The sequence below is a fragment of the Olsenella phocaeensis genome (assembly GCF_900120385.1).
GTDB classification, from domain to species: domain Bacteria; phylum Actinomycetota; class Coriobacteriia; order Coriobacteriales; family Atopobiaceae; genus Olsenella_I; species Olsenella_I phocaeensis.
The window spans coordinates 936799-955665 of the sequence record NZ_LT635494.1; the positions used below are offsets into that span (position 1 = coordinate 936799).

The window sequence follows — 18867 nt, forward strand, 5'->3', positions numbered from 1 at the left end:
GCCGCCCACGACGCAGACGTCCGTCACGTCCGAGGGAGCTGCCTCGATGGCGGCGGAGACGAGCTCGGCCTCGCGCTGCGCGCGCGAGGGCCGCCTCTCTCCCCGTGCCCTTGTCCTGGATTTGGAGCCTGGCACCTAGGCCACCTGCTCGTGGGCCTCGATCTGCTCGACTGCCTTGGCCACGAAGCTCTCCGGGAGCACCTGTTCGAAGTTGCCCTCGTCACAGCTCCTGGCAATCCTGGGGTCGATGGGCAGCTGGTCCAGGGCGGCGATGCCAAAGTGGGCGGCCGTCTCCTGCAGCTTGCTGGGACCGAAGGGCTCCACGCGCTCGCCGCAGTTGGGACAGGGGAGCCAGCTCAGGTTCTCGACCAGGCCGATCACAGGGACCTCCATCATGGCGGCCATGTTGAGCGCCTTGCCTACGACCATCTGGACCAGGTCCTGGGGCGAGCTCACGATCACGACGCCCTCGATGGGCAGGCTCTGGAAGACGGTGAGGGCCACGTCGCCGGTTCCTGGGGGCATGTCGACCAGCAGGTAGTCGATGTCGCCCCAGCGGGTCTCCTCGAAGAACTGGCGGAGCGCCCCCATGAGCATGGGACCGCGCCAGAGCACGGGGTCGGTCTCGTTCTCGAGCACGAGGTTGGTGCTCATGACCTTGATGCCCCCGTCGGACTCGATGGGGACGAGCTTCTCGTCGCGAGCCAGGGCGTGCTTGCCGGACATGCCGAACATCTTGGGTATGGAGGGACCGGTGATGTCGGCGTCCATGATGGCCACCTTGCGGCCGTCGCGCCTGAGGCTGGTGGCGATGGCGCCGGTGACCAGGGACTTGCCGACGCCGCCCTTGCCCGAGATGACGCCGATCACGTGCTTGATGTGCGAGCCGGGCTCGGGCTGGAAGGTCTGGGGACCCTGCTGCTGTTGTCCTCCGTGGCCCAGGGCCGCATCGACCTCCCGGCGCAGCGCCTCCTCGTCTATGTCTGCCATGTGGGATTCCTCTCCTTGGGAGCGCGGCGCGCCGGGCGGGACGTGGGTCCCGCGCGCCGGCGCGCCGACGAGTTGCCGATGAGTCGATTCTACCCAAGGGGGCGGTGGTGCACCCTGGGGCGTGACGCCCCTCTCGTCCGGTTATTCCTCCGTGACGTCCGTGATCGTGTACATGGCTGCCGTCAGTCGCGGGTCACTGGCATACTGCTCGTCGCTGATCGACCCTGCGTAGGTCATGCTTTCGCCGCGCACGTGGCTGGCACTCGTGTCCCAGTCCATCCAGGGAAGCCCCGTCCGTGCGATGAGATCCGCAGGTATCGTCCCTGCTGCCTCGCAGAGCGCGTCGAATCGGTCCGACAGCACCCGTTCATAGTCGTCGACGAGTTCGATGCGATACAGCCTGGTGGTCGTCGAGCCGTCCGCGAACGTCGCGGTCACCTCGAGTCGCGCCTGACTGAGCGAGTCGTTGCAGGTCACGAAGCCGGAGATGTAGTTCTTCCTCGTCCACTCGTATGCCTTCTCGGGCGTGGACGTCGCGTCCGCGAGCGCGGAGTCGTACGCGGCCCTGAGCTCGTTCGTCCTCTTGGGCCTGCTTGCGCGTTCCTGCTCGGAGTCCTGTCCCTCCGCTTCGGCGGAGGTGTCGTCCCACGCCCGCGGGGTGGGGTTCTCGTTGTCGTCGCTGCCGTCTGGGCTGAGCGTGGCATCCAGCCAGGCGTCGAGGGCCTGCAGGGTGGGGTCGCTGTCCCAATATGACTGCATGTCTCCGGACGCCGCAACGAAGTGGTAGACGCCGTCGGCGGTGTGGTAGGAGCCGTCGGCGGACCGCTGTCCGTAGTCGATGGTGATCGACTCGGGCTGGAACTGCCCCTCTTTTGGGGCGACGAAGCCCTCCGTCTGCTCGTAGCTGCCCCAGACCGCCTGGTGCAGGCTCACGAGGTCGCGCGTTCCGACCCCGTCCGGGAACCTGTCCTTGTCCATGACGCTGGCGCGGTACTTCTCGGTGGGACTGCCGACGATGCGATACGTGACGGACGTTATGTTGTCGCCGGTGACCGAGAGGTTGAGCTTGAGCTCCTGGCTCCTTGAGACCTCGTCCGAGACGGGACGGATGCCGTCGTTGGTCGCCGCGACGCTGACCTCCTTGCTTGTCTCGGATGCCTGGGCAATCGAAAGCGAGAAGGGATGCTCCGACGCCTCGGAGGCACCCGTGCCGGAGTCCTGCGTGGTGCCAGACGGGCTTGCGGGGCTTGACATGGCCCCGATGGCCACGGCGAGTGCGAGCCCACAGGCGACCGCTCCCACTGCGACGCGGGGAAGCAGGACCGGGGAACGTCCGTGGGGCACTTGGGCGTCCTGCTGCGAGCGTATGTCGCGGATGCGGTCAATCACGCGGTCGTCGAGCCGGGGGGAGGTCCGGACCTCGGACACGGCGGACTCCAGGCCCGCCTTGATGGCCTCGTCCGCGCCGCTCGCGAAGTCGCCGGCCTTGTCATCAAATTGCCTCATAGTCGAGTCCTTCCAACGTTTTCCTTAGCTTCTCGCGCCCGCGCTGCAGTCGCGTGCGAACGGTAGACTCCCTGCATCCAGCTACTTCTGCTATGCGTGCGCAGCTCATCTCTTCGACGTAGAAGAGGAAGACGGGGGTCCGATATCTCTCCGGGAGCCTGCGCAGGGCATCCCAGAGGGGCGGGCATGAGTCCTCCGGATGGCCGCGCCCGCCCACGACGCTGTCGGAGGTCGGGTCCTCGGACGTGGAGGGCTCTCTGTCGAGCTCCTCCATCGAGGCGATGTGACGCCACCACCAGGTCCTCCTGAGGTCGTGGCAGCGGTTGATGGTGACGCGCAGGAGCCAGGCCTTGAGGTGCTCGTCGCTCTCGAACTTGGTGGGGGAGCATGCCAGCGACACGAACACGTCCTGGTAGACGTCCTCGGCGTCTGCCCTGGAACCGGTCTGTGCCAAGGCGAGGCGCAGTACCGAGTCCCCCCAGGCGCTCATCGCGTCCCGCACGAACGCGTCCGAGCGTTGGACCCTTTCTCTCCCGTCTGCCACCCCATGCACCTTTCGTTGTGAGGGACTCCATCTGTCATTAACACGGGCTGGGACGTGTCGCGTCCCACGTTTTCTTGATCCGAGCGCTGTCGGGCAGCGAGGAGTCCCCATCGTCCCGCTTCTTGTTAGCGCGTCTTGCCGCGCGCCTCGTATAATCGAGGCAATGAGGGCGTTCTTTTCGTACTGCCTCTGACGAGGGGAGGAATCCAAATGAAGGCGCACAAGTTCTTTGCATGGGCCACCGTCACCTGCTTCCTGCTCACCATGGTGACGGGCTACAAGCACGCATAGCCTGGCGCCGCTCGGCCTCGGGCTGGCTCGTGCGGGGCGATGCCGCTTGGGACGCTGCGCTTCCTGGCGGGCCTGCCGTCGTTCTTCTCATCGTATGATTTATCGAAAATCAGTAAATTAATATCGAAAAACGATATGTTTGCCCTATAATGGCCGTCGACGAAGTGCCTGATTCGTCGACGGCCTCCGGCAGCTGCCAGGCCGACGTCCCATACCGACAGCCGCTTGGAGCTCGCATGTCACGAAGAGAGATGTCCCTCCTCCTCAAGGCGATCGACCTTCTCGCCGTCCTTTCCTGCCTCGTGGTCGCCATCGCCGCCATCCCGCCCGTCGAGGCGCGTGGCGTGGTCCCGCCCGGGTCGACCCTCCTGTTCACCCTGGGCATCCTGCCCCTCGTTGTCCTGGCGGCGGTGGCGTGGAGGCTCTTCTCGTCCATCGGCGTGGGAGACGTCTTCACGCAGGGCAACGCGCGTCTTCTGCGTCGCATGGGCTACCTTGCGGCGGCCGACGCGGCCGTGTGGCTCGCCGAGCTCGTGGCGTACCTCGCCCTCGTTGAACCTGTCGTATTCAGCGTCGTCGCGTCCCTCTCCGTCGCCCTCGTGTTCTCCGTCTCGCTCGCCGTGGTGTGCGTCGCGCTCTCGGGGCTCACCCAGAACGCGGCCCAGATCAAAGACGAGAACGACCTGGTGGTGTAGGCATGGGCCACATCCACGTGAACCTCGACGTCATGCTCGCGCGACGCCAGATGAGCCTCACCGAGCTCTCCGAGCGCGTCGGCGTGACCATCGCGAACCTCTCGATACTCAAGACGGGCAAGGCGCGGGCGATCCGCTTCACCACGCTCGAGGCGATCTGCGAGGAGCTCGACTGCCAGCCCGCCGATCTGCTCGAGTACCGCAGGGACACCGACGAGAAACGCCGCGGGGACACCGACGAAAGGAAGTGGGACAGATGAGAGAGCCAGAAGCCGGGGGCAGGCCCCCCATGCCCGGACAGATCGCGGAGGAAGGTATCGCCGAGAAGCCCGCCTCCGCCGACGCCCCCGCCCGCAGCCTGGAGCCGGCAGGCCCGCGCGACTACCTCGTTCCCGCCTGCGCCGCGGGCCTCGCCATCCTCTGGAGCGTCGCCGCCGACCACACGATGCTCTCGCTCGCCCTCATCACCATCTGCGGCGTGGGCATCACGATCTGCATCTTCGCCTTCTTTGTCGTCGCGCTCGCCCTGCGCGGGGGCCTGCGCGACCTGGGGGGTGCCGCGAAGGCCCTGCTCGTCGCCTGCCTGCTCCTCGCGCTCGCCCCGACCCTCGTGTCAAACCGGGACCTCCGCATGCTCAATGCCCTCGTCATGGGGGCGAGCTGCATCCTCGAGTACCTGCTGCTCTCGGGCTGCGCCGAGGACGTGGCGCTGAGCCTCGGCGGCTGCCTGCGCGCCATCGGCTTCTTCTTCGTGGAGCAGTTCTCGAACACTGCCCAGCTCAGGCTGCTGAGCCGCGGCAGCTCGGGCAAGGGTCGGCTTCGCTCGTCCCTGCTGGGACTGCTCGTCGCGCTCGCGATCCTCATGGTCGCCGTGCCCCTGCTCTTCAGCGCCGACCCGGTCTTCGCCGACCTCTTCGGGAGGATCCTCGGCTGGCTCGACGACGGGCTCTTCGCGTGGGGCATGCGTGCCGCCCGCTTCGCCTTGGCCTTCGTCGCCGGCTCCGGGATGCTCCTGGGCCTGCTTCATGGGCACGGACGCTCCGTTGGAAGGCTCGAGCCCCACTCCCCGCGTCGCGCCAGCGCCAGCTCCGTGGGCACCATGCTTGCGGCGCTCGACCTGGTCTACCTGCTCTTCGTGGGGGTGCAGTTCGCCTACCTCTTCGGCGGGGCGAGCTCTCCCGCCATGTTTGGCGGGTACGCCGGCTACGCGCGTTCCGGCTTCTTCCAGCTCGCGGCTGTCGCGGGCATCAACATCGTGGTGGTCCTGGCGAGCGTCTGGGTGCGCAGGGACGCCGAGCGCTCCCGGCCCGTCGTGGCTCTGCAGCTCGTGCTCCTGGCGAGTATCGTGGTCATGCTCGCGTCCGCGGCGCTGCGCATGTCGCTCTATGTGGGCGCCTACGGCCTGACCATCCTGCGCCTGCTCACCTTCGTGGGCATGGTGGGGATACTCTCGCTGGTCGTGTATGCGACCGTCTGGCTGCTGAGGCCCGAGTTCCCCATCTTCCGCTGGGCCATCGCCACGCTCCTGTGCATTTGGGTCGCCTTCATGCTGAGCGGTCCCGCCGCGCGCGTGGCCGACTTCAACGTCGATGGCTTCCTTGCGGGCAGGGTGCAGGAGATGGACGTCTACTACCTGGGCGACCTCTCGGCCGATGCGATACCCGCCCTCGAGCGGCTTGCCGCGCGGAGCCCGGAGTACGCCGTGGAGGCGCGGATGCAGGTCCGCTCGCTTCGGGCCGGCGTGGACGCGAGCGGGTGGCAGGAGCGCTCGGTCNGCTCTCGGGCTGCGCCGAGGACGTGGCGCTGAGCCTCGGCGGCTGCCTGCGCGCCATCGGCTTCTTCTTCGTGGAGCAGTTCTCGAACACTGCCCAGCTCAGGCTGCTGAGCCGCGGCAGCTCGGGCAAGGGTCGGCTTCGCTCGTCCCTGCTGGGACTGCTCGTCGCGCTCGCGATCCTCATGGTCGCCGTGCCCCTGCTCTTCAGCGCCGACCCGGTCTTCGCCGACCTCTTCGGGAGGATCCTCGGCTGGCTCGACGACGGGCTCTTCGCGTGGGGCATGCGTGCCGCCCGCTTCGCCTTGGCCTTCGTCGCCGGCTCCGGGATGCTCCTGGGCCTGCTTCATGGGCACGGACGCTCCGTTGGAAGGCTCGAGCCCCACTCCCCGCGTCGCGCCAGCGCCAGCTCCGTGGGCACCATGCTTGCGGCGCTCGACCTGGTCTACCTGCTCTTCGTGGGGGTGCAGTTCGCCTACCTCTTCGGCGGGGCGAGCTCTCCCGCCATGTTTGGCGGGTACGCCGGCTACGCGCGTTCCGGCTTCTTCCCGCTCGCGGCTGTCGCGGGCATCAACATCGTGGTGGTCCTGGCGAGCGTCTGGGTGCGCAGGGACGCCGAGCGCTCCCGGCCCGTCGTGGCTCTGCAGCTCGTGCTCCTGGCGAGTATCGTGGTCATGCTCGCGTCCGCGGCGCTGCGCATGTCGCTCTATGTGGGCGCCTACGGCCTGACCATCCTGCGCCTGCTCACCTTCGTGGGCATGGTGGGGATACTCTCGCTGGTCGTGTATGCGACCGTCTGGCTGCTGAGGCCCGAGTTCCCCATCTTCCGCTGGGCCATCGCCACGCTCCTGTGCATTTGGGTCGCCTTCATGCTGAGCGGTCCCGCCGCGCGCGTGGCCGACTTCAACGTCGATGGCTTCCTTGCGGGCAGGGTGCAGGAGATGGACGTCTACTACCTGGGCGACCTCTCGGCCGATGCGATACCCGCCCTCGAGCGGCTTGCCGCGCGGAGCCCGGAGTACGCCGTGGAGGCGCGGATGCAGGTCCGCTCGCTTCGGGCCGGCGTGGACGCGAGCGGGTGGCAGGAGCGCTCGGTCGCGGAGATGCTGGAGCTGCAGAAGCTCGAGGGCTGAGGAAGCCCGAAGGCTGCGGATGCGCGAGGGCCGAGCAACTCGCCGTTGATTGTGGCTGCCCGGGCGGAAATTCCCGCCCGGGCTTTCTCGTGCCGCAGAAAACTGCGCATTGGGTTTCTTTCAGCCGCAAGAGTCCTGGGCAAACGCCGTCCGTCTCCACAATTCGAGGCTTCCGTGCGCAGTTTTTGGCCGACCCTCCCAGTAGCGCGGTGCCGTCTGGCCTCCTCTCGCCCCGAGTCCCTGCGGGGATGCTGTCGAATCGCCGCCCGGCGGCATAGCCCCCAGCGCATCGGGTATACGCTAGTGCCGTCTGCACGTCTTCATTTCCAAGGGGAAGCACATGGCCTCCGAGTCCATCGTCATCCGCGGCGCGCGCGAGCACAACCTGCGGGACATCGACGTCACCATCCCGCGCGACAAGCTCGTCGTCATCACGGGGCTCTCGGGCTCGGGCAAGTCGAGCCTCGCCTTCGACACCATCTACGCCGAGGGGCAGCGCCGCTACGTCGAGTCGCTCTCGAGCTACGCCCGCATGTTCCTGGGCCAGATGGACAAGCCCGACCTCGACTCCATCGACGGCCTCTCGCCCGCGGTCTCGATCGACCAGAAGACCACGAGCCGCAACCCCCGCTCCACCGTGGGAACCGTGACGGAGATCTACGACTACCTGCGCCTGCTCTACGCCCGCATCGGTGTCCCGCACTGCCCCGAGTGTGGCCGCGTGATCGAGCGCCAGACCACCGACCAGGTGGCCGACAAGGTCCTCGCCGTGGGCCAGGGCCGCCGCGCCCTCGTGCTGGCCCCCGTGGTCCTGGGCCGCAAGGGCGAGTACGCCAAGCTCTTCGAGGACCTGCGCCACGAGGGCTTCAGCCGCGTGCGCGTGGACGGCGAGGTGCGCGAGCTCGAGGAGGACATCAGGCTCGAGAAGAAGCTCAAGCACTCCATCGAGGTCGTCGTGGACCGCGTGGTCATTCGCGAGAACAGCCTCGGCCGCGTGGCGGAGGCCATCGAGACGGCTACGCGCCTCGCCTCGGGCCGCGTCTCGTTCTACCTGCTCCCCGACCGCGACGCCCCCGAGGCCGCGGAGGGGGAGCTCCTGAGCTACTCCCTGGCCCTGGCCTGCCCCGAGCACGGCCACTCCATAGACGACCTGCAGCCTCGCGACTTCTCGTTCAACGCGCCCTACGGAGCCTGTCCCGACTGTGACGGCATCGGGACGCGTCGCAGCGTGGACGCGGAGGCGCTGATCGAGGACCCGACGCTCTCCGTGGCAGGCGGCGTTTTCGGCAGCATCTTCGGCCACTCCAACTACTACCCGCAGATCCTCTCGGCCGTCTGTGCCCACATGGGCGAGAGCGACCAGACCCCTTGGAACAAGCTGAAGAAGAAGACCCAGCACGCCCTGCTCGACGGCCTGGGGGACGCCAAGGTCCGCGTGGAGTACCACACGCGCGACGGCCGCGACACCAACTGGACCACCACCTTCTCGGGCGTGCGCTCCATCCTCTTCGAGAAGTACCAGGAGACCACCTCCGAGACCATGAAGACCCACCTGGAGAAGTACATCCGGGAGGTGCCCTGCCCCACCTGCCACGGCGCCCGCCTCAAGCCCGAGTACCTGGCCGTCACCGTGGGGGACCGCAACATACAGGAGGTCTGCGACCTCAGCTGCAAGGACGCCCTGGACTTCTTCGAAGGCCTGTCCCTCACCGAGCGCCAGCACCTCATCGGCGCCCCCATCGTTAAGGAGGTCATCGCCCGCCTGCGCTTCATGGTCAACGTGGGCCTGGACTACCTCACGCTGAGCCGCGCCGCGGCGACGCTATCTGGTGGAGAGGCCCAGCGCATCCGCCTCGCCACCCAGATCGGCGCCGGGCTCATGGGCGTGCTCTACATCCTGGACGAGCCCTCCATCGGCCTGCACCAGCGCGACAACGACCGGCTCATAGACACCCTGCGCCGCCTGCGCGACCAGGGCAACACCGTGATCGTGGTGGAGCACGACGAGGACACCATACGCGCCGCCGACTACGTCATAGACATGGGTCCCGGCGCCGGCGAGCTGGGCGGGGCCGTGGTGGCCGCCGGCACGCCGGAAGAGATCATGGCCAACCCGGACTCCGTCACCGGCGCCTACCTCACGGGTCGCAGGCTCGTCGAGCTCCCTGCCGAGCGCCGCAAGCCCGGTCGTGGCGCCATCAGGATCAGCGGCGCGACCGCCAACAACCTGCGCTCCGTGAGCGCAAAGGTGGAGCTGGGGACCCTCACCGTGGTCACCGGCGTCAGCGGCTCGGGCAAGTCGTCCCTCGTGACGGACACCCTCGCCCCCGCCCTCACCAACGCCGTGCACCACTCCAAGCGCGCCGTCGGGCCCTACCGCCGCCTCGAGGGGCTGGAGGACGAGGAGGGCCGCAAGGCCATAGACAAGGTCATCGACATCGACCAGAGCCCCATCGGCCGCACCCCGCGCTCCAACCCCGCGACCTACATCGGCCTCTGGGACGACCTGCGCGCGCTCTTCGCCAGCGTGCCCGAGAGCCGTGCGCGCGGCTACAGCGCCGGGCGCTTTTCGTTCAACGTGCCGGGCGGCCGCTGCGAGGCGTGCAAGGGCGACGGCCAGATCAAGATCGAGATGAACTTCCTTCCCGACATCTACGTGCCCTGCGAGGTCTGCCACGGTAAGCGCTACAACCGCGAGACCCTCGAGGTCACCTACCACGGCAAGAGCATCAGCGACGTCCTGGACATGACGGTGACCGAGGCCCTGGCCTTCTTCGCCAGCATCCCCCGGATCAAGCGCAAGCTCCAGACTCTCTACGACGTGGGCCTGGGCTACGTGCACCTGGGCCAGCCCGCCACGACGCTCTCGGGCGGCGAGGCGCAGCGCGTAAAGCTCGCCAAGGAGCTCCACCGCCAGCAGACGGGCAAGACCCTCTACATTCTGGACGAGCCTACCACCGGCCTGCACTTCGAGGACGTGCGCATGCTCGTCGAGGTGCTCGAGAAGCTCGTCGACGCCGGCAACACCGTGCTGGTCATCGAGCACAACCTGGACGTCATCAAGATGGCCGACCGCATCATAGACATGGGCCCCGAGGGAGGTGCCGGCGGCGGCACCGTCGTAGCCTACGGCACCCCCGAGCAGGTCGCCAAGGCCAAGGGCAGCCATACCGGTCGCTACCTCGCGCCCATCCTGGAGCGCGACCGCAGGCGCATGGCCGAGCGCGCCTCAAAGGGCAAGGGCTAGGGGAGAGGGACGTGGCAAAGCGGGAGAAGGTCGCGAAGACCAACGCCATGCGCGAGCTCGAGCGCGGGGGAGTCGCCTACACCTGCCAAGCCTACGACGCCGACGGGGAGGACCTCTCGTCCGGCGTGGGCGTCCGCATCAGCGAGGCCCTGGGGGAGGACGTCGACTCGTCCTTCAAGACCCTGGTCACGGTGACGCCCTCGGGAGGTCACGTGGTCTGCTGCATCCCCGTGGCCGAGGAGCTCGACCTCAAGAAGGCCGCGGCAGCGGCGGGGGAGAAGTCCCTCTCGATGATGCACGTGCGCGACCTCGAAGCTGTGACCGGCTACGTCCGTGGCGGCTGCTCGCCGGTGGGCATGAGGAAGCCCTTCCCGACCCTCATCGACGAGTGTGCCCAGCTCTTCGACAACGTGGGCATCTCGGGCGGGAGGCGCGGTCTCAGCCTGCGGCTCGACCCCCTTGACCTCGCCGCCTTCACCAAGGCGAAGTTCGCAGACATCTGCCGCTAGGCGGCACGACCCGGACGCCCGTAGGGCCCGCAGGACGGTCCGGCCCAGACAAGGAGCTAGCAATGCCCAAGCACATGGCAACGCCCACGAGCCCCCGGCCACGGGTCCGTCCCTCGGCCCCCGGTGCCGCCGGCGTCGAGCCCCAGGACCGAGAGGCGCAGGTCGGCCGCTCCGCCGCCCTCATGAGCGCCCTCGTCATCGTGAGCCGCCTCACGGGCTTCTTCCGCACCTGGGGCCAGGCCTACGCGCTGGGCGTCACCGTCACGGCGAGCTGCTACTCCGTGGCGAACAACCTCCCCAACCAGCTGTACGAAATCGTGGTGGGTGGCATGCTGGTGACGGCCTTCCTGCCGGTCTACCTCTCGGTAAAGAAGCGCCTGGGGCGGGAGGGCGCCAACGCCTACACCTCCAACCTGGTCACGATCGTCCTCATCCTCATGGGGGCGGTCTGCGCCCTGGGCTTCGTCTTCGCGAGCCAGGTGGTGTGGACCCAGTCGTTCAGCGCGAGCTCCGACTTCGACAGCGAGCTCGCCGTCTACTTCTTCCGCTTCTTCGTCATCGAGGTCGTGCTCTACGCGCTCTCGTCGATCCTCTCCGGCGTGCTCAACGCCGAGCGCGACTACTTCTGGTCCAGCGCGGCGCCCATCTTCAACAACTTCGTGACCACGGCCTCCTTCCTGGCCTATGCCTGGCTCGTGGGGTCCGACCCGCAGCTCGCGCTCGTGCTCCTCGCCCTGGGCAACCCCCTTGGCGTGGCGGTCCAGGTCCTCATGCAGGTTCCGTCGCTGTCGAGGCATGGCATCCGCATCCGCCTGCACCTCGACCTGCATGACCCTGCGATCAAGGAGACCCTTTCCATTGGCGTGCCCTCGCTGGTGGTCATGCTCTGCTCCTTCGAGACGGTCTCGGTCATGACCAGCTCGTCCCTCTCGGCCACGGCGGCCGGCGCCTCGGTGAGCTACTACGCCCGTCTTTGGTACACCCTGCCCTATGCCATCCTCGCCGTCCCCATCACGACGGCGATGTTCACCGAGCTCTCGGACTACGTGGCTCGCGGGGACATGGACGCGTATCGGCGCGGCGTGTCGGCGGGGACGAGCCGCATCCTCTTCTTCATGGTGCCCTTCACCCTCTACCTTGTGGCCTTCGCGCGGCCGCTCGTCGTGCTGCTGGCCGCGGGCAAGTTTTCCGCCTCCGACATCGACATGACCGCGAGCTACCTGCGGGCGCTCTCGGTTTCGCTCGCGCCCTATGCCGTGGTCATGTACCTGCAGAAGGTCTGCTCGTCGCTCAGGCGCATGGGGCTCTATGCCAGCGCGCACGTGGTGGCCGCGGCGATCCAGACCGTGATCTGCCTCGCGCTCACGCCGGCCTTCGGGCTCAACGTGGTCGCATGGTCCTCTGCGGTCTACATGGTCGCCGTGCTGGCAGTGACCTTCTGGAACCTCAGGCGCACCATCGGTGGCCTGGGCATCCGCGGCATGCTGGCCACTGCGTTGCGCTCCCTGGCGCTGGGCCTCGCGGGCGCCGCCGCCGGCTGGGGCGTCATGCGCGGCCNGCGGCATCCCCTCGCTGGTCGTGACCTACGGCCTGGCCGCCGCCTTGCGCCTGCCCGAGATGTCCGCCGTCAACGCGATTCTGGGCAGGCTGCTCCGCCGTCGCGGCTAGCCATCGACCACGTCCGACGCGCTATACGACATCGCGACCACGTCCAACGCGTCTCTCGCCTGCGAATGTCTGCGCCTGACGCGCCGGTTCACGCCGCAGGCACGTCCAACGCGTCACGTAACATCGCGACTACGTCCAACGCGTCACGCAACATCGCGACTACGTCCAACGCGTCTCGATACTGCTCGAAGGCGTCCAACGCGTGCGGGGTGGCTGCGTTTGCCCAGTTGGTGACTATCGATAAGACGCGTCTGACGTAGTCGGGACAAATCGACACGCATTGGACGTGCTTGTGAGGGGTTGGCGCGCGTTGGACGTTGTCGACGCGGATTGACGCGTGCTTGGCGTAGTCGAAACGATTGCCGGGCCGTTCGTCGCCGCGAAGGCGCCCAACGCGTCGGGGTACATCGCGACCACGTCCAACGCGTTTTTTCATCGCGTGTCAACTGGGCAAACGCGAGGCTCTCAGACGCGTTGGGCGTAGTGGTGGCAATTCGGTACGTATTCGACGTGGTCGGCGCAAGGCGAGAGGCGCGTCGGACGTAGTCGAGAAAAGGCGCACGTGCCGGACGTAATGGTGGCAATTCGGCATGCGTTCGGCGTATTCGACGCCAGGGCGCACGTGCCGGGTGTGGTCGACGAAAGTTTCCGGACGGTGAAGCCTGTCTCCCCGCCGCTTTATCGTGATAAAGTACCTCTCGACAAAAGCACTTTACTAGGATAAAGCGCAGGGGGGAGAGGGACCGCATCCCTGCCAGAAGGGGGGACGCCATGGCAGCACGGACGCCCCGGGGGTTCCGCGACATCCTGCCCGCCGAGGCGGCGGTGCGCGAGAGGATCCGCGCGCGGGTGGCGGACCTCTTCCGGTCGCATGGCTACCTCCCGGTCGAGACCCCGCTGCTCGAGGAGCGGACGGAGCTCGAGCGCGGGGGAAGGATACGCAACTCCCCCTTCCAGCTCATCGACGCGGACGGCAGCCTCATGGTGTTGCGGCCCGACCTCACGCTTCCCATCGCCCGCCTGGTCTCGGCCCGCGTGCCGGATGGCGGGCTGCCGCTTCGCCTGCGCTACGCCGCGCCCCTGGTGCGCGAGGAGTCCGAGCTCGGGGGCAGGCCCCGCCAGCTCACCCAGCTGGGAGTGGAGCTCTTCGACCTCGAGGGCGCCTGCCCCGAGCTCGAGCTCGTCCTGCTCTTGGCAGAGGTCCTCGACGCGCTGGGGGTTCCCGCCTGGCACGTGGCCTGTGGCTCGGTGCGCCCGCTGCAGGCGTTGCTGGCCCAGCGCTCGCCCTCCGGGGAGGTGACCGCTCGCGTGCTCGAGCTCGTCCATGCCTCGGACCTCGTGGGCCTGGACGAGTACCTGGACGGGCTCACGCTCGAGCCCGCGCTCGACCGCGCCTTGCGTGAGCTCCCGCGGCTGACGGGCGATGCCTCGGTGGTGGCGCGCGTGGACGAGCTCCTGGTGGCGGCGGAGGTCCCCGAGGGCGAGAGGGGCACGGGGGAGCTCGTGGCGATGGCCGAGGGCCTGCACGAGCTCCTGGGGTCCGGGCAGGTCGCCTTTGACTTCTCCATCCCCAACTCCTTCGACTACTACACGGGCGTCGTGTTCCGCTGCTACTCCGAGCTGGCCTCGGACGCGCTGGCGTCGGGTGGCCGCTACGATGCCGTCCTGCGCAACCTGGGCAGGCCCAACGTCCTGGCGTGCGGCTTCGCCCTCTCGCTCGAGGCGCTGCAGGAGGTCCTGGGGCAGCGGGGAGGCCTGGGGGGCGTGGCAAGCGCGAGCAGCAGAGCCGAGCGTCCGCTCAGGATTGCCGTCCCCAAGGGGAGCCTCTTCGCCCCCACGGTTAGGATGCTCGAGGCGGCAGGGCTGCCTGTGGGGGAGCTGCGCGAGCCGGGGCGCAGGCTGGTGATTCCCGCGGACGGGGTGGAGTACGTGATCGTGCGCGCGCAGGACGCCCCGGCCTTCGTGGGCAACGGAGGGGCCGACTGCGGCATCTGCGGCAACGACTCAATCATCGAGGCGGGCGAGGAGCTGGTCCAGCTCGTGGGCCTGGGCTACGGCGCATGCCGCTTCGTCGTGGCGGAGCCGGCGAGCCGGCGCGGCGCCGCCGAGGAGGCCTACGGCTGGCGGGGCAGCGTGCGCGTGGCGACCAAATACCCGCGCATCACCCGGCGCTACTACGAGTCCATCGGTCAGCAGGTGGACATCGTGCAGCTGCACGGCAACATAGAGCTGGGGCCCATCGTGGGGATGAGCGACCGCATCGTGGACATCACCGCGACGGGGGAGACCCTGGCACAGAACGACCTCGTGGTGGTGGACGAGGTCATGGAGTGCGCCGCCCGCTTCTTCGCGGGACCGGCGGCCTACAGGTCGGACTTCCGGGTGCGCGCCCTCGCACGGCGGCTCCTGGAGGTATCGGCGTCAGGAGAGGGGAGCAGTCGATGAGGACCGTCAGGCTCGAGGGGGCGTCGCGCCTCACGCGCAAGGACCTGCAGAGGGCGGGGGCGCTGCCCCGCGAGGTCATGGAGGCCGCCGAGGCCATCGTGGACGACGTCCGCGAGCGCGGTGACGAGGCCGTGCGCGAGTACTGCCTGCGCTTCGACGGGGCCTGCCCGGACGCCTTCCGCGTCCCTGACGAGCTGGTCCGGGGCAGCGTGGAGCTCGTCGACGCGGGCTTCCTCGCGGCGCTCAGGAAGGCCCACGACCAGATCCTGGACTTCCACCAGCGCGAGCGCGAGCAGTCCTGGTTCACCACCCGCTCCGACGGGACCATCCTGGGCGTCAAGGTGACGCCCGTCCCCNGACTGCCTGCGGGCGACCATAGGGACGCCCGAGGAGAACGACGCCTTCCTGCAGGCGATGGGGGAGCTTCTCCCCTGACCCTGGCTCTGGCCCCCGACGACCCCTGACCCCCGAACCTGCCCCGACCACACCCACTTGCCCCGACCACACCCAAGGAGGAACGATGGAGAGACGTGCCAGCGTGTCCCGCAGCACGGGCGAGACGAAGATCGAGGTGGAGCTGGACCTGGACGGGACGGGGACCTGCGACGTCAAGACGGGCGTCGGCTTCTTCGACCACATGCTCTGCGCCCTGGGCAGGCACTCCCTCGTCGACCTGCGCGTGAGGGCGGAGGGCGACAGCTGGGTGGACGACCACCACACGGTGGAGGACGTGGGCATCGTGCTGGGGAGGGCCATCTCGGAGGCCCTGGGAGACAAGGCCGGCATCCGCCGCTTCGGCGACGCCCTGGTGCCCATGGACGAGTCCCTGGTCCTGGCGGCCATCGACCTCAGCGGCAGGGGCGAGCTTTACTGGGAGCTTCCCATCGCGGCGCAGAAGGTGGGGAGCTTCGACACCGAGCTGGGACAGGAGTTCTTCGTGGGGCTCGCCCGCGAGGCGGGCATGACGCTGCACATAAGGGAGCTAGATGGGAGCAACGCGCACCACCTGCTCGAGTGCTGCTTCAAGGCCTTCGCCCGGGCCCTGAGGTCGGCCGTGGAGCCAGATCCGCGCGTCGAGGGCATCCCCTCCACCAAGGGGAGCCTCTGATGTCCGGCGGGGAGGGGCGCATCGTCGTCGTGGACTATCACGAGGGCAACCTCCGCAGCGTCGAACGGGCGCTCGCCGAGGTGGGCGCATCGGTCGTGGTGAGCGACGAGGCACGCGACGTGGACGGCGCCGCGGGCGTCGTGCTNGCGGCGCTCAGGAAGGCCCACGACCAGATCCTGGACTTCCACCAGCGCGAGCGCGAGCAGTCCTGGTTCACCACCCGCTCCGACGGGACCATCCTGGGCGTCAAGGTGACGCCCGTCCCCTCGGTGGCGGTCTACGTGCCGGGAGGTCGCGCGCAGTACCCCTCCACGGTGCTCATGGACGTCATCCCCGCCAGGGTGGCCGGCGTGCCTCGCGTCGTCATGGTCACGCCGCCGCAGAGGGACGGGTCACTCTCGCCCTACACGCTCGCCGCGGCAGCCGTCGCGGGTGTCGACGAGGTCTATGCCGTGGGTGGGGCGCAGGCGGTCGCCGCCGTCGCATATGGTACCGAGTCCATCCCTCGCGTGGCCAAGGTCGTGGGGCCGGGCAACGCCTACGTGGCGGCGGCCAAGCGCTACGTGATGGGGGACGTGGGCATAGACATGGTCGCCGGACCCTCCGAGGTCTGCGTGCTGGCCGACTCGTCCGCAGACCCCGCCATCGTCGCCGCGGACCTCATGGCCCAGGCCGAGCACGACCCCATGGCCGCCTGCTACCTGGTGACCGACGACGCCGGCCTGCCCGAGCGCGTGCTCGCCGTGGTGGAGCTCCTGGTGGCGCAGTCCCCGCGCGAGGAGATCACCCGCAGCTCGCTGGACGGGCGCGGGCTCTGCGTGGTCTGCGACGGCCTTGACGCCGCCCTGGACGCGGTTGACCTCATCGCGCCGGAGCATCTCGAGCTGCACTGCCGGGACGCCTTCTCGCTCCTGGGGCGGGTGCACAACGCCGGCGCCATCTTCGTGGGCCCCTGGAGCTCCGAGCCCCTGGGGGACTACGTCGCCGGGCCCAACCACACGCTTCCCACCGGAGGCACCGCGCTCTTCTCCAACCCCCTGGGCGTCTACGACTTCCAGAAGCGCTCCTCGGTCATCGCCTACACGCCCGAGGGCCTCGCGGCAGACGGACCCGTCGTGCAGGAGCTGGCCCAGGCGGAGGGCCTCTGGGCGCACGCACTCAGCGTTGGCCTGAGGCGGAGGCTGCTCGAGGGGGGCGGCCAGAATTTCGCCGATGTAACGGCTGCCTGCGAGGACGCCATGTCCGCCGCCTGGCCGCGTAAGCTCGATGTGCCCGCTCCCGTCCTGCTTCCTGGCTTCGGTGGCGCGGGCCCCGACGACTGACAAAGCACGGGAGGTGACGGCATGGCTGCCATCGACGACGCCCTCAGGTCCGCGCTCAGGCCCTCGGCCGCGGCGCTCGAGCCCTATGACCCCGCCTTCGCGCCGGTCCGCGTCAACCTCTCCGCAAACGAGAACGGCCTCGGCCTCCCTCCTGGCGTGGCCGCAGAGCTGGGACAGGCGCTCGCCCGCACGGCGACCAACCGCTATCCCCGGCCCCTGAGCGACGAGCTGAGGCAGGAGATAGCGCTCTGGCACGGCGTGGCGCCCGAGCGCGTCTGCGTGGGCAACGGGGGGGACGAGCTCCTCTTCAACCTCTTCGTGGCCTTCGGCGGCGCCGGGCGCACCCTCGTGGACTGCCCTCCGTCCTTCTCGGTCTACCGCCTCTATGCGGAGCTTGCCGAGACCGAGGTCGTCGACGTGCCGCGCGACCCCGCGGACTTCTCCCTCGACGAGGCGGCTCTGGTCGACGCCGCCCGCGGAGCGAGCGTGGTGGTGGTCACCTCTCCCAACAACCCCACGGGAAACCTGGCCCGACCCGGATTGGTGCGCGAGCTCTGCGGCGCCTGCCCCGGCCTGGTGCTGGCGGACGAGGCCTACATGGAGTTCGCCGACGCGGGACAGAGCTCGGAGCCGCTCCTGGGCGAGTTCGACAACCTCGTCGTCCTGCACACCTTCTCGAAGGCCTTCGCGCTCGCGGGTGCCCGCGTGGGCTACGTCCTTGCGTCGCCGGGCGTGGTCGCGGCGCTCAACGCGGTGCGCCAGCCCTATTCCGTGAACGTGCTCTCGCAGGCAGCTGCCCTGGTCTGCGTCAGGAGGAGGGACGAGTTCGCCCCGTCCGTGGAGCTGATCCGCCGCGAGCNTCGCGGCGTGCCCTTCCTGGGCATCTGCCTTGGCATGCAGCTGCTCTTCTCGCGAGGGAGCGAGAGGAGGGATGGACCCTCCAGCTGGGGCGGTGAGTGGGTCCCCGGCCTGGGTGTGCTCGAGGGCTCGGTGACCCGTCTGGAGTCCAAGCGCCTCAAGGTGCCCCACGTGGGCTGGGACCAGGCGCACCTCAGCGAGCTGGGGCGGACCTGCCCGCTCCTGGCAGACGTGCCCGAGGGGGCGAACTTCTACTTCACGCACTCGTATGCGCTGGCAGACGACGTGGACGAGGGCATCGTGGTGATGCGCACCCACTACGCGCGCAGCTTCGCCTCGGGGGTGTGGTCGGACAACGTCTTTGGCCTCCAGTTCCATCCCGAGAAGTCCTCGCGGGCGGGCCGTTCGCTGCTCGCGAACTTCGTGAGCGTCGTACGAGGATAGGGGGGGCTGGCATGATCCTCTTCCCAGCCATAGACCTCGTGGGCGGCAGGGTCGTGCGCCTGCAGCGGGGCGAGCGCTCGCGCATGGACGTCTACTACGACGACCCCGTCGCCGTCGCGTGCGACTTCGCGGCGCGTGGCGCCCACTGGGTCCACGTGGTGGACCTCTCCGCCGCCTTCCAGGAGGACGAGGCCGCGCGCGAGGCGAACCGCCGGGCCATCGCGGGCATCTGCTCCGTCGAGGGCATCCGGGTCGACGCGGGTGGAGGCGTGAGGTGCCTCGCGGACCTCGAGCGGCTCGTGAGCGCCGGCGCGAGCCGCGTCGCCTTGGGCACGG

16 protein-coding genes are annotated in these 18867 nt (G+C 68.7%); 13 read left to right on the plus strand and 3 right to left on the minus strand.

Features of this window, described 5'->3' with window-relative positions:
• Nucleotides 1-135: 135 nt before the first annotated feature.
• From BQ7388_RS04420 to BQ7388_RS04430, 3 genes are all read right to left on the minus strand, one after another.
• Nucleotides 136-990 (minus strand): Mrp/NBP35 family ATP-binding protein, encoded by an 855-nt coding sequence (locus tag BQ7388_RS04420; protein WP_062529701.1) that lies wholly within the window; start codon nucleotides 988-990, stop codon nucleotides 136-138.
• A gap of 141 nt (nucleotides 991-1131) precedes the next feature.
• Entirely contained in the window at nucleotides 1132-2496 is a 1365-nt protein-coding gene (locus BQ7388_RS04425) for a hypothetical protein (protein ID WP_062529703.1), read from the minus strand.
• On the minus strand, nucleotides 2483-3040 hold the full coding sequence (locus BQ7388_RS04430; protein WP_062529705.1) for a sigma-70 family RNA polymerase sigma factor: 558 nt from the start codon (nucleotides 3038-3040) through the stop codon (nucleotides 2483-2485). Before BQ7388_RS04430 ends, BQ7388_RS04425 begins: the two co-directional genes overlap by 14 nt.
• A 527-nt stretch (nucleotides 3041-3567) precedes the next feature.
• Here BQ7388_RS04430 and BQ7388_RS04435 point away from each other — a divergent pair.
• From BQ7388_RS04435 to BQ7388_RS04500, 13 genes are all read left to right on the plus strand, one after another.
• Nucleotides 3568-4026, plus strand: coding sequence for a DUF2975 domain-containing protein (locus tag BQ7388_RS04435; RefSeq protein WP_062529707.1), 459 nt, complete (start codon nucleotides 3568-3570; stop codon nucleotides 4024-4026).
• 2 nt (nucleotides 4027-4028) lie between these two features.
• A complete protein-coding gene (locus BQ7388_RS04440; protein WP_009277859.1) occupies nucleotides 4029-4286 on the plus strand; it encodes a helix-turn-helix domain-containing protein in 258 nt (85 codons plus the stop codon).
• A 185-nt stretch (nucleotides 4287-4471) separates the two neighbouring features.
• Nucleotides 4472-5833, plus strand: coding sequence for a DUF4153 domain-containing protein (locus BQ7388_RS04445; RefSeq protein ID WP_456319923.1), 1362 nt, complete (start codon nucleotides 4472-4474; stop codon nucleotides 5831-5833).
• A complete protein-coding gene (locus BQ7388_RS04450; protein WP_159430788.1) occupies nucleotides 5824-6930 on the plus strand; it encodes a DUF4153 domain-containing protein in 1107 nt (368 codons plus the stop codon). The genes BQ7388_RS04445 and BQ7388_RS04450 overlap by 10 nt, the downstream gene beginning before the upstream one ends.
• A gap of 340 nt (nucleotides 6931-7270) precedes the next feature.
• On the plus strand, nucleotides 7271-10177 hold the full coding sequence (uvrA, locus tag BQ7388_RS04455; RefSeq protein WP_062529713.1) for an excinuclease ABC subunit UvrA: 2907 nt from the start codon (nucleotides 7271-7273) through the stop codon (nucleotides 10175-10177).
• Between the two features lie 11 nt (nucleotides 10178-10188).
• Nucleotides 10189-10686, plus strand: a complete 498-nt coding sequence (gene ybaK / locus BQ7388_RS04460; protein WP_072499867.1) for a Cys-tRNA(Pro) deacylase — start codon at nucleotides 10189-10191, stop codon at nucleotides 10684-10686.
• Between the two features lie 182 nt (nucleotides 10687-10868).
• Nucleotides 10869-12614 carry a murein biosynthesis integral membrane protein MurJ gene (gene murJ, locus BQ7388_RS04465; protein WP_456319924.1) on the plus strand — a complete coding sequence of 582 codons (1746 nt, stop codon included), beginning with the start codon at nucleotides 10869-10871 and terminating at the stop codon, nucleotides 12612-12614.
• 511 nt (nucleotides 12615-13125) lie between these two features.
• The gene (gene hisG, locus BQ7388_RS04475) at nucleotides 13126-14799 is read left to right on the plus strand and encodes an ATP phosphoribosyltransferase (RefSeq protein WP_072499868.1); all 1674 of its coding nucleotides are present in this window, start codon (nucleotides 13126-13128) and stop codon (nucleotides 14797-14799) included.
• A gap of 77 nt (nucleotides 14800-14876) precedes the next feature.
• Nucleotides 14877-15263, plus strand: coding sequence for a histidinol dehydrogenase (locus BQ7388_RS04480; protein ID WP_456319925.1), 387 nt, complete (start codon nucleotides 14877-14879; stop codon nucleotides 15261-15263).
• Nucleotides 15264-15319: 56 nt separating this feature from the next.
• On the plus strand, nucleotides 15320-15907 hold the full coding sequence (hisB, locus tag BQ7388_RS04485) for an imidazoleglycerol-phosphate dehydratase HisB (protein ID WP_062529730.1): 588 nt from the start codon (nucleotides 15320-15322) through the stop codon (nucleotides 15905-15907).
• Complete coding sequence (gene hisD, locus BQ7388_RS04490; protein ID WP_234946847.1) at nucleotides 15907-17229, plus strand: histidinol dehydrogenase; 1323 nt, start codon at nucleotides 15907-15909, stop codon at nucleotides 17227-17229. Before hisB ends, hisD begins: the two co-directional genes overlap by 1 nt.
• A gap of 21 nt (nucleotides 17230-17250) precedes the next feature.
• Nucleotides 17251-18531 carry an imidazole glycerol phosphate synthase subunit HisH gene (hisH, locus tag BQ7388_RS04495; protein WP_072499870.1) on the plus strand — a complete coding sequence of 427 codons (1281 nt, stop codon included), beginning with the start codon at nucleotides 17251-17253 and terminating at the stop codon, nucleotides 18529-18531.
• Between the two features lie 11 nt (nucleotides 18532-18542).
• The coding region (locus BQ7388_RS04500) for a HisA/HisF-related TIM barrel protein (RefSeq protein ID WP_234946848.1) at nucleotides 18543-18867 on the plus strand (325 nt) is incomplete at its 3' end.